The 13067-nt window shown below is 32.1% G+C and carries 6 protein-coding genes and 1 pseudogene; 2 read left to right on the top strand and 5 right to left on the bottom strand.

What is annotated here, in order from left to right:
* Positions 1–136: pseudogene (locus tag V5787_RS09095) on the top strand (IS1595 family transposase); the annotation flags it as partial.
* A gap of 69 nt (positions 137–205) precedes the next feature.
* Here the strand turns inward: V5787_RS09095 and galE are convergent.
* The 3 genes from galE to V5787_RS09080 all read right to left on the bottom strand — a co-directional run bounded on the left by galE (position 206) and on the right by V5787_RS09080 (position 2895).
* Positions 206–1216, bottom strand: coding sequence for a UDP-glucose 4-epimerase GalE (gene galE, locus V5787_RS09090; protein ID WP_336892926.1), 1011 nt, complete (start codon positions 1214–1216; stop codon positions 206–208).
* Positions 1217–1221: 5 nt separating this feature from the next.
* On the bottom strand, positions 1222–2340 hold the full coding sequence (locus V5787_RS09085) for a DegT/DnrJ/EryC1/StrS family aminotransferase (protein ID WP_336892925.1): 1119 nt from the start codon (positions 2338–2340) through the stop codon (positions 1222–1224).
* Between the two features lie 186 nt (positions 2341–2526).
* The gene (locus V5787_RS09080; protein WP_336892924.1) at positions 2527–2895 is read right to left on the bottom strand and encodes a nicotinic acid mononucleotide adenyltransferase; all 369 of its coding nucleotides are present in this window, start codon (positions 2893–2895) and stop codon (positions 2527–2529) included.
* 665 nt (positions 2896–3560) lie between these two features.
* Between V5787_RS09080 and V5787_RS09075 the strand changes: the two genes are divergently transcribed.
* Positions 3561–7754: a two-component regulator propeller domain-containing protein gene (locus V5787_RS09075; protein ID WP_336892923.1), complete on the top strand. Its 4194-nt coding sequence runs from the start codon at positions 3561–3563 to the stop codon at positions 7752–7754.
* Between the two features lie 329 nt (positions 7755–8083).
* On the opposite strand, the gene V5787_RS09070 is transcribed toward V5787_RS09075, so the two are convergent.
* Both V5787_RS09070 and V5787_RS09065 read right to left on the bottom strand, forming a co-directional pair.
* Positions 8084–9970 carry a RagB/SusD family nutrient uptake outer membrane protein gene (locus V5787_RS09070; RefSeq protein WP_336892922.1) on the bottom strand — a complete coding sequence of 629 codons (1887 nt, stop codon included), beginning with the start codon at positions 9968–9970 and terminating at the stop codon, positions 8084–8086.
* A gap of 30 nt (positions 9971–10000) precedes the next feature.
* A partial coding sequence (locus V5787_RS09065; RefSeq protein ID WP_336892921.1) for a SusC/RagA family TonB-linked outer membrane protein occupies positions 10001–13067 on the bottom strand: 3067 nt, incomplete at its 5' end.

The following is a 13067-nucleotide window of genomic DNA, read 5'->3' as shown; positions in this document are numbered from 1 at the left end:
AGCTTACTTTGATAAATTTTGTTTTAGAATTAATAGGTCACAATACAAAGAATCCATTTTTCATAAAACAATTCTTAGAATGGTACTACAAAAACCTAAATATCAAAAAAACACAAAACAGACACTAGACGTATAACTCAGTTCTTTTTATACAACAACCAAAAAGGCGCTGTTTTGCGCCTTTTTTAATTTATTAGTTGCTCAATTATTTTTGAGCTTGTTGCCATTTCCATGCCGAACTCAATGCGTCTTCTAAAGACAGCTCTGTTTTCCAGTTCAATTCTTTATTTGCGATTGTAGTATCCGCAAAAGCGGCTGTAATATCTCCAGCTCTTCTCTTTACAATTTTATAATTTAATTTTAAATCATTTACTTTTTCAAAAGTATTTATTATTTCTAGTACAGAACTGCCTTTTCCAGTACCTACATTGAAGTACTCAAAAGATTCTTTATTCTTATTGTTAATCAGGCGTTGTAAAGCTGCAATATGAGCTTTTGCCAAATCAACTACATGGATATAATCTCTAACTGCAGTTCCATCTACCGTATTATAGTCTTCTCCAAAAACAGACAATTCAGCTCTTATTCCTGCTGCTGTTTGAGTGATAAATGGAATTAAATTTTGAGGAACGCCTAATGGTAATTCTCCAATTTTAATAGAAGGATGCGACCCTACTGGATTAAAGTATCTCAGCGCAATCGAATTGATTCCGTGAGCAGTACTCGCATCTCTAATTATTTCTTCTCCAATTTGTTTTGTGTTTCCATAAACAGACTCTGCCGTTTTTATTGGTGCTTTTTCAGTAATAGGCAACTCATCTGCCTGACCATAAACAGTACATGAAGAAGAGAAAATAAAGTTATCTAACTTTCTGTCTCTCATTTCCTGTAATAAATAAATCAAAGACCCTAAGTTATTCTCATAATAGTCCAATGGTTTATGTATACTTTCACCTACAGCTTTAAAAGCTGCAAAATGAATAATTCCATCAACTGAATACGAGTCGAAAAAATCTTTAATGTCTTTTTTAACCCTTAAATCGATTTGAGCAAATTCAGGTTTGACACCTGTAATAGTAGTAATATTATCCAAAACATCAATTGTTGTATTTGATAGATCATCAATAATAACAACTTCATATCCTTTATTTTGTAGTTCAACAACTGTGTGTGATCCAATAAATCCTAATCCTCCTGTTACAAGTATTTTAGCCATTTTTTTTAATTTATATAATTTAGTATTGTGTTTATAAGATAGTCTTGTTGTTCTGTATCTAACTCAGTATGAATGGGTAAGGCAATCACCTCGTCAGACAATTGATTGGTTACGGGAAATGCCTCTTCTATATATCTTTTATCAATATATGCTTTTTGTTTATGTAAAGGAATTGGGTAATAAATAGCACATGGTATTTGTTTTTCTTGTAAGTGAGCTAACAAACCATCTCTTTTTCCATTGGTAATTCTAATTACATATTGATGAAAAACATGAAACTCATTATTATCAGGAACCACAATGTTTTTATTCACTCCTAATCCTTTAGCGTAATATAACGCAGCATTTTGTCTTGCCTTATTATATGTATCTAAATACGGTAATTTTATTCTTAAAACGGCAGCTTGTACACTGTCCAGTCTAGAGTTCACTCCCACTACATCATGACGGTATCTTTCATACATTCCGTGATTTACAATTCCACGAATTGTATGTGCTAATTCGTTATTATTTGTAAAAATAGCTCCACCGTCTCCGTAACAGCCTAAATTTTTAGAAGGAAAGAAAGAGGTTGTTCCCACGTCACCAATAGTCCCAAGTTTTTTAATTCCATCTTTAGAAGAATAAGAACCACCTACGGCTTGTGCGTTGTCTTCAATTACATACAGATTGTGCTCTTTCGCCAATGCCATTATAGCATCCATATCTGCAGCTTGACCAAATAAATGTACAGGCACAATTGCCTTGGTTTTTGGTGTAATTGCATTTTTTATCGCTTCGATAGAAATATTCATGTCCTGTAAATCACAATCCACCAAAACAGGTGTTAAGTTAAGTAAAGCGATCACTTCAACAGTTGCAGCAAAAGTAAAGTCAGTTGTTATTACTTCATCACCATGTTTCAGCCCTAAACCCATCATAGCAATCTGTAGAGCATCTGTCCCGTTAGCACAAGGAATCACATGCTTTACATTTAAATAATTTTCTAAATCTTTCTGAAACTGTTTAACTTCTGGACCATTGATAAAAGCAGTAGAATCAATTACATCAATAATCGCTTTGTCGACTTGATCTTTTATTTTTACATATTGACCCTTTAAGTCAACCATTTGAAGTTTTCTCATTTGAAGTTTTTTAAAATTTATTAACCCAACAAAAATACAAATTTAATCATCCATGTACGATAATTTTACATTCAAAAAATCACTATTTATGAGATTTCAAATACGAAGATAACAAAAAAAACGCATTAAATGTAATTAATACATTTAATGCGTTCCCATGTGTAAACAAAAAGTTTTACAATGATTTTAATTATCTGCTAGAGTACTCGTGCCTTTCCACTCACTAACATTTGCAACCCTTGATTGCTCATAATCTACTTGTAACATTTTATCTCCTTGCCACACTAGCCATTTTCCAACTTTAACTCCTTTATAGTAATTAGCTACTATAGTTCGTTTTCCAGTTTTGTTATACTGAATCCATTCTCCAGTTAATTTTTTTTCTGCATCATAGAACCCCTGTTCTCTAATTTCTCCTGTTACATAAAAATTAGTCACTTTAACCAAGCCGTCTTCCACTTCATATACTGGTTTTGGAGCTTCAATATTTGTAATATTCTGAGCTGAAATTACTAGAGAGGTGAATATAACCGCAATAAACAATAGCTTTTTCATAATATATATATATTAAATGTTAGTAGTATTTGTTATTAACCCAAAGATATGTAATATTTACGTTAAAAACATATTTACATAACGTTAATTTAACATTAGAAGTGAGATTTAACATTGGACTATATCCGGAAATAGATACTCAAATAGAGAGCGTTGGTAGTTTTTTGTTTTTTCTTACCTGAGACTCTTCCTGTTTTACGTCCTCTAATTGCAGGCGTATGGCTGTCGTCTAAATCTATATTAAGAGATCTATTTTAATTTATGGTTGTCCAGTGTAGTCAATCCGTCAGGTTTTCCAAGCTCCATTGATACATTGTTTTCGGTAATGATAATAGACTGACTTTGAAATCAATGTCTTTTTCGTGAAAAGACTTGTGTAGGTAATTGATGCCATTGTACCTGTTTTTAGCTTGTGAAAAATTGCATTAATTATCTTAACTAATGGAGCCGTTGGAGGAAATCTTCGTTTTGTTAATGATATACGTGGTATAATTTCCTTTTCTATCGTGTTATCGTCTATTGTTTTGGTTGTAGTTTACTGTATGTCAGGTAATTGAGACATGTTATATAGAGGTAGATAGCCCTTTTTTTTCGCGTAAAAGTTTAAATCACTTCAATATGTTTTTTGAATAAAGAGTGTTAAATTGCATAAATTTTTTAAATAAATGAATAAAAATATACACTTAATTTTTGTGAGTTGTTTTTTTTCAGTTTCCATTTTTGGACAATTGAATAACTTAAGATTTGAAAGTTTAGATACGACTGATGGCTTGTCAAGTAGTACTTGCTTAGAAGTGTTTCAGGATAAAGAAGGATATTTATGGTTTGGAACTATAGATGGACTTAATAAATATAATGGCTATGAATTTGAAGTTTTTAGGTCTGTTTTAAATGATTCGACCTCTATTAGTAATAATAGGATTAATGCGATTGAAGAAGATCAGGAAGGAAATCTCTGGATAGGGACTAATAATGGTTTGAATTTATTAAACAAAAAAAATGATAGTTTTATACGTATAAATCTTTACAATAATTTTTCTCAGGAAAACAATCAGAGACAGGTTATTAATGATTTGTTATACAGTGATATTAATAATACGCTATGGGTGGCAACTAATAATGGAGTTGTTAAAATCATATTAGAAGAGTCTTATACGGATATACTTAAATTAAATTTTTCATTTTATTTAAACGACCAATCAAATGTACACTCTATTGATGATAATAGTGCGAATGTTATAGTACAGGATAGAGATTACACCATTTGGGTTGGAACAAGTGGTCAAAACCTCAATAAATATAATGAAAAGTTAGATCGTTTTGAACGAGTTTTTATTGAAAAGAAAATAGCTTATGAATTAGATCATATTACAAAACAAATTTTAATTGATGATGATGATGATTTTTGGATTGGTAATGACCTATCCAATTTAATTGTATGGAACAAAAAAGAAAATAATTTTAAACATATTTCTTTAGTTGATTATAGTGTGCCTATAACAGATTTTTATCAAGCTAAAAATGGGCTGTTTTGGGTCTCTACAGATGTCTTTGGGGTTTTTATATTTAAAAAGGGAGAAAACAAAATTATGAAGCATATAGTAAGTGATTTTTTTGATTCTTACTCAATTCCGAATAATAAGCCTTCAAAAATATTTGAAGGAGAAAATGGTGTTTTTTGGATAGGAAGTTATGACAAAGGAGTCAGTAAATTAGAGCCTTCAAAATACTCTTTTGGTCATTATTATTATCAACCAGACAATCCATACGGACTTAATGAAAAAATAGTACAGTCTGTTTTTGAAGATTCTAAAAAAAGAATTTGGTTAGGAGTCTATAATGGAGGACTGAATCTTTTTGATGAAAAAAATAATTTATTTAGATATTTTAGTCACAATCCAAAGGATTCGAATACTTTAAGTTCAAATAAGATTTTATATGCCTTTGAAGCACATGACGGAAATATTTGGATTTGTACTTTGGATGGAGGTCTAAACAAATTTAATCCAGAAACAAAAAATGTCGAAAGGTTTTATCATAAGTATAATAACCCTGCTTCTATAGGTCAAAACTCAGTTTGGAGTGGAGTTGAAGATTCAAAACACAGATTGTGGTTTGGGTTGAGAACAGAAGGAATCAGTTTATACAATCCAAAAACAAATCGATTTCACAATTACAAGAGTAATTATGGTGAGCAAAATGGATTAGCAAGTAATGATATAATTTATACATTTATTGATTCCAAACAACGTTTGTTTATCGGAACCTCATTAGGCTTGAGTATTGTTGATTTGAATAAGTTAGATTCATTTATTCCAAAAAAAATCGATTTTATTAGTGTCAAAATAAAAGGTATTGAAGGGAATGGGGTTAATTATGTAACCGAAGATCATTTAGGTAATATTTGGGTAGGTGCTGATAGTGGAATTTACAAATTAGATAAAAATGTAAATTTGGTAAAGGCGTACACTTCTCAAGATGGGCTTCCAGGTGATCTTGTTCTTGGAGTAAAAGAGGATGAGAATTATAATATTTGGATAACAACTAAAAATGGACTCTCATTACTTAATCCTGATACTGATGTTTTTAAAAACTTCAATGACCGTGACGGCTTACAAGGGTCAGAGTATCAGACAAAATCAATTGCAAAAACTTTAGATGGAAGAATTATAATTGGAGGTAAAAACGGTTTTAATATTTTTAATCCGAATGATATTTCTTTGGAAAAATCAGACCTTGTTTACCCCAAGATAACAGATATTAAATTATACAATAAAAAAATTATTGTAGGTGATACAGTAAACAATAGAGTTTTGTTAGAAAAATCAATAAGCGAAACTAAAAGTTTAATTTTTAGGCACGATGAGAATTATATATCATTCGAGTATTTGGCTCTTTATTTTGAAAATCCTGAGTTGGTTCAGTATGCTTATAAAATGTATGGATTGGATGATGATTTTTTAAATGTTGGGTCTAGGAGAGATGTGAATTATTCAAATTTATTGCCAGGTGAATATGTTTTTGAGGTAATTGCATCTACAGATGGACAATTGGAAAATGCACAAACAACAAAAATTAAATTTACAATTTTACCTCCTCCCTGGAAAACCTGGTGGGCGTATTTATTGTATTTTGCTTCAGGGCTATTACTCTTTTTTCTTATCCTTCGTATTTATACTCTAAAAATAAAACAAGCTCAGGTAAGTGATTTAGATCAATTGAAACTTCAGTTTTTTGTCAATGTTTCTCATGAGTTTAGAACACCATTAACACTTATATTAAATCCTGTTGATAAAATATTATCTAATTTCAAAGGAGATCCTGAAACAATAAAAACATCTGCATTGTCCATTCAACGAAGTGCCAGAAGATTATTGCATTTAGTGAATCAATTATTGGATTATAGAAAAATGGATGTTGGTATGGCTCCTGTCCAATTGGAAAAGGGTGATGTAGTTAAGTATTGTGAAGATATTTTCTCTCTGTTTAAAGGTTTAGCAATTAAAAAAGAATTGGATTATAAATTCGAATCATCTGTAAAAGAAGTCCATTGTCTTTTTGATTTTGATAAAGTTGAAAAAATAATTATAAATTTAATATCCAATGCCATAAAATTTACTGAAAGTGAGGGAGAAATTACTGTCTCAATTGATGAAATATCTCGTGCAAAAAGCAAGTCTCATTTTTTTATATTCAAAAAAGAAAAATTAAGGAATTATGTTCAAATTACAGTTAAAGATACTGGCGTTGGACTAAATAAGGAACAATTAAAAAACATTTTCACACGTTTTTATAATGTTGATTTTAATAAAGGAGGAACTGGAATTGGTTTGAATTTCACAAAAGCATTAGTTGAGTCACATGGTGGAGATATTTTTGTTGAAAGTCAAATTTTTAAAGGCAGTAAGTTTGTTGTAAGACTACCGTTAGATCTTAATGCAGAATTAAAGGTTGTTGAAAATGTGAAAAATGAATTTTTAATAAACTCAATGAAGTCAGTTGAATATGAATTGTCTATTGTAAATGATGATGTAGCTTATGACAATACAAATCAACCAGATAATAATAATAATAATAATAATAACAGAAAAAAGCCAACAATTCTATTGGTAGAGGATAATAAAGAGCTGCGAATTCATTTAAAAGGAGATTTATTAGGGGACTACGATGTATTAGAAGCCGTAGATGGAGAGAAGGGATTAAAAATGGTGAATAAATATTATCCAGATATTGTGATAAGTGATGTAATGATGCCTAAAATGGATGGGTTTGAAATGTGTAGGGCTATCAAATCTGAATTTGAAACTTGCCATATACCAGTATTGCTATTAACAGCAAGAATCCTAGAAGCCGATCGTGTAGATGGTTATGACAGTGGTGCAGATGGTTATCTGTCTAAGCCATTTGTGATGGCTGTTTTAAAGTCTAGGGTAAGAAATTTGCTGGAAGCAAAATCTAGATTAAGAAAAAGATTCTCCGAGATAGGAGGTGTTTTTCTGTCAAGTGAAGTAACTTCAAATAATATAGACGAGGCGTTTATGGATAAAGCAACAAAAATAATTGTCGATAATATTAGTGATGTTGATTTTAAACAAGAGCATTTGTTTAAAGAGTTAGGTATAGGGCGTTCTCAGCTGTATAGAAAGATAAATTCTTTAACGGGTAATAACCCGAGCTATTTTATTCGTACGATACGACTTAGACATGCTTCTGATTTATTGAAAAGTAACATGTATTCTATCAAAGAAGTAACACATATGTCTGGTTTTAATTCAACTGCATATTTTAGTAAGACTTTTAAAGAGTTATTTGATTTAACTCCTTCTGAATTTGTTAAAAAAGAATTAAAAGCCGAATAATGATTGAAAATAAGTAGTTTGTAAGCACAGATTATTTATCAGGTGTATTGACAGCTCTTAAATCAATTTTATTTTTAAATGACGTAATAATAATTTGGAATGTTTTTTATTCAGATAATCTTTAAAAATTGTAGCATAGCTCTGCTAGGGTTTTGTTTTTGTGTGAAATATGAATGAAAAAGAAACGAATTTAATACGTTATTTGAATGTTAAATTGGTATAAGGAGGTATACTAGGGTCCTTGTCAAAATAAAATAAGAGCAGTTACCGATAAAATATCTACAACTACTCTTATTAAATTTACCTACAAAAATATTTATAACAAATTACTACCAACCTGGGTTTTGTAATAAGTTTTCATTTAAAACTATTTCATCTCTTGGTATTGGATCTATATAGTTTCTTAATGCAAATGTACGGTTACCTGCAGGATCATATATTAAAGCACCAGCCTTAGTTGTTGCAATACCAGCATAAGTTGATGGACTTTCTTCGCCAGTTGTTAACCCGTAAAGGAAACCATCTTTATCATAAATAAGATTCCCTGGATTTAGTGGATTGTCAGCTGTTTCGTATTCTGTACCAGTTATATAGACTATACAGACATCTCTGTTTAACTCTTCCTCAGCAATTCCCCAGCGTTTTAAATCATCAAAACGTTGATTCTCACCTTCTAGTTCAATAGCACGTTCACGTCGTATTTCACCAATCATTGTTAAATCCGAAAATGGAGCAATCAACGCATTCGTCAAAGAAGCTACACCTGCACGATTTCTTATTTTGTTTATAGAAAGGTCGAGGTCTGCATCTGAAATACTTCCATTTCCTAGTTCAACAGTTGCTTCTGCATAAATAAGCATTACCTCTGCTAAGCGTATATGAGGATAATTATATGATTCTTCTCTAGTCTCTCGATATCTGTGTTCTGTTGTGAATTTTGTCCCCTCATAACCAACACTACGGCCTCCTCCTGGACTTACTAGCTGTGGTATATGACGGTAATCAAAATTTACTCCACTATCAGCAAAATCTACACCATATTGTGCTCCTCCGCCATCTGTGGCGGATCCCCAACCCCAATATTCTACTAAAGGAGTTCTTACAAAACTTTTTAAACGAAAATCTCTGTTTTCAAATTCCGAAGCCATTGTTCCATATCCTTGAAATACATTAGAATATTGAACAGGTAATCCATCAGTACATAAATACATATCCATCATTTTACGTGAAGGACCAATGGGTCTTGCATGAGTTAGATTTTGATTAATTTGCCCCAATGTATAATCGTAAACTTTTTGGAAGATAAATTCCTTATTGTCAGATTTAGTGAAGCCTGCTGGATTTGAATCTCCGTCCTCTAAATTAAAAAGATAAAATAAATGTCTATCACCTAGTAGTGTTGCACTCTTGTCCCATAATTCAAAATACCCACTATTCATAACCTCAAGTGCGGCTTGTTTAGCATCTGATAACATATCATCTGTACTTGGGTATCCAGCAGGTTTTGCAGAACCTGCGCCATCAGTAGTACCATCACCATCTGTGCTTGTGCCAACATACATTTCCCAAGTAGCTTCATATAATAACACACGTGCTTTAAGAGATTTTGCAACTTCAATAGATACTTTTCCTTGTCCCTCAAGACCTAAAGAACTAGCAGTAGGTAATTTAGAAATTGCGATATCTAAATCTTCAATAATTTGATAAACAACTTCATATCGGCTATTTCTTGGAGCGTAAACTTCTTCAGAATTAGTGTCTAGAAGCTCATTTATTATGGGTACTCCTCCAAATCGTCTTAGCAATAAATGGTAATGCCACGCTTTAAAGAAATAAGCCGTTCCAACAGATGCTGCTATTTCAGACTGATCTCCGGTGTATTCAGTGGCTTTTTGAATTAATTGTATAGGTGGTCGTACATTATAGTAATTATCAGTCCAAATATCATCCGTATTTACAGTAGTATAAAGTCCTTGTCCGTACATGGGATTTCCAGAAATGTTATTAGATAAATCGGATGACTGATCACCATAATCAAATCCTAAATTAGTATAGAATTTATTGGCCGCATTTTCAAATTGTTCAGGAGTCTTAAAGTACAACGTTTCTGTTATCTCATCTAGTGGATCTTGATCTAAATAATCTTCACAGCTACTTAGTAAAAAAGCTGCGAGAAAGATAATTATACCTGATGTTTTCAAGTTTATAATTTTCATATTTTTCATATTTTTCATATTTTTTAGTTATTAAAATGAAACTTCTACACCCAATATTATTGAAGAAACAAATGGCATAGTTGAACTTCCAGACTCATTGTTGTGTTCTGGATCTAACCCATCATTTATATTGGTAAATACAAACAAGTCATTACCCGAAAGAGAGAGGCGAACTCTATTTAATCCCGCTTTTTCAACAGTGTTTTGTGGAATTGTATATCCTAACGAAATAGTTTTACATCTTAAATAACTTGCCTTTATGATGTTAATATCATTTGTGTCTCCATAATTCCAAGTTTTTCTACTCGTATTATAAAATGCTGCTGGGTTTTCAGCATTTGGATTGTCTACAGTCCAAGTTGTGCCTAGGAAAGCCGTGTTTTGGTTTGTCCACCAACTACGGAATGGGTATGCTAATGCTCCTTCTCGTAAAATGTTTTGTTCCCCTACACCTTGAAAGAATGCGCTAAAATCAAGTCCTTTATATTCTGCTCCAAATCTAATAGCATAACTTAGGTGAGGGTTTGCATCTCCTACAAATACTAAATCATCTTGATCTATAATGCCATCTCCATTCACATCTACACGTCTTACGTTCCCTGGTAATAGACGGTTTGTAGTTCTATACCCCGGCAATAATGTTCCTGTCTTCATAGTATTTTGATTGGCTTGATCAACAAAGCCATATTGATTATAATAATCTAATACTTCTGCTTCAGTAGATAAAACTCCATCTGTTTTGTATGCATATAATGCATTAAGTGGTTTGCCTTCAATACTAGAATTTGATCCTATAGTAATGGCAGTCTTACCTTCATATCGCTTTACTTCACTATCGCTATCCCAAAAACTTAAACCTACATTGTATTTAACCTCTCCTATTTTATCTTTCCAGTTTAAAGACAATTCGTATCCATTATTGGTAAAGTCTCCACTATTGGTTTTTGGAATAGCACCTGAATTAAAACCTATCTGTGCAGGGTATGTGATGTCAATTAACATATCGTTATTTTCACGATGATACACTTCTATAACACCATTAAGTCTTCTGTCTAATAGAGAAAAATCGACTGCAATGTTTGTGTTTGCTACGCGTTCCCAAGAGCGATCTTCAGAAATTAGGGATGATACTATCGCAGTATTAGCAAGTGAAGGATCACTTCCAAATATAGTGGAACCTGTATTTATAAGAGAAATATAATCATAATTTCCGATACCGGATATAGATCCTGTTTCTCCATAAGAAGCACGTATTTTTAAATTGTCAAAAACATTTAAATCTTGGACAAAACTTAATTGATGTAAATTGACACCGCCAGATACTGAGAAAAAGTTTTTCCATCTGTTTTCTTCATTAAACCTTGATGAACCATCACGACGCCCTAATAATTCTAAAAGATAAATACTTTTGTAATCATAATTGAACTTACCAAGATACGCAACCAATCCTACTGCATTACTACCACCACTATTTGTTTGTGTTGTAGCATCACCTGTATTTAAATCATCTAAATCGTCAGAAAGCATGTTAGACCTATTCATTTGATAATTGCTTACTTGGTTTAGTTCGGAAGTTACATTTGCCATTAAAGCAAAATTGTGATCTCCAATAGATTTGTTGTAGTTCGCTTGAAATACATGGTTTTGAAAAAAATGTTTATCAACATCTACTCTTAGGCTAGAAGATAATAAAGTTGTTGGAGTAAAAGTAACATTACCGAACCAATCGTACATCGTTACAGATGTATATCTGTAAGTTCTACGTGCGTCTCTTGCACTCATGTTTCCTAAGTAACTGAAAGATAATCCTTTGATATGTTTATCTAAATCCAATGTGATTTTACCTCCTAAACGAAATATTTCTGTATTGTTATCATCACGTCCACCTTCATCAAGTAAAGCTAAAGGATTGGATGCTCCGAAATTATCGTAATATTGACCATCTGGGTTGTAAAGAGGGAACAGATTCATATTTTGGAGACCACTACCTACACCTTGTATTGGAGAACTTACAGTTCTATTATCGTAAGAAGTGGTTACGTCCATACTTAAATAATCATTTATTTCATATGAAAGGTTTGTACGGAAATTATATCTCCTTGCACCATCGTAAACATACGCAATTGGTGAACGTTCGTCTGCATATCCAAACGATGTTCTATAAGTTGCTTTATCACTCCCTCCAGAGACTGATATATCATGTCTTTCTGAAATTGTATTACCATAAATTGCGTCGAATTGACTTACATCAGAAAAGTATTGATCCTTCCCAAACCAATAATAAGATTCTGGTGCCATTGGCATTGTACCATCAATTATAGATACTAATTCATCTCTTGAGAAAAAACGGTAATTTGGAGCAGCATACTGTTCATTTCCATCTGAATCTAAATAATTATGTTCATCATTATCTCCTGCTACCAGCCATAATTGTGCCCATTCACTTAAATTTGCAATAGGCATGTCGTTAGGCATGTTAACTTGAATTTCACCTTTGTAGGTAATTTCCATTTTACCTTTTTTACCTTTTTTAGTTGTAATCAAGATTACACCACCAGCGGCTTTGGTACCGAAAATTGCAGCAGATCCATCTTTTATGATAGAATATGTTTCAATGTCGTTGGAATTGATAGTTCCTAGTTGCCACATCGGAATTTCAAGACCATCTAATAAAATAAGAGGATCAATACCATTTACAGAAATGTCACCTCTAATTTTGATGTCAAAATTTTCATTCCCTGGTCGTGGTGAAGTACGCGTTATTACAACTCCAGGAACTTCACCTTGTAATGCTATGGCAGCATTTGATGTTCCTTTAGCTCTTAACATATCATCTCCTTTAACTTGAGATACAGCTCCTGTAAGTGTTGTTTTTTTCTGTGTGCCAAAACCCACTACGATTACTTCATCCAGAGCCATTAAGTCTGATTCTAGGGATACATTAATAGTTGTTTTGGATCCTGAAACAATTTCTTTACTTACAAATCCTATACTAGAAAACACTAATATAGCATCAGAGGATGAAACATTTATGGAGTAATTTCCGTCAAAATCTGTTATTGTTCCTATTGATGTTCCTTTTAATATAACATTAACT

Origin of the sequence: Flavicella sp. (genome assembly GCF_037132785.1) — a bacterium.
Lineage (GTDB): Bacteria > Bacteroidota > Bacteroidia > Flavobacteriales > Flavobacteriaceae > Flavicella.
Note: the sequence above shows the minus strand (reverse complement) of the source record. Positions and strands in the feature narration are given on the sequence as shown.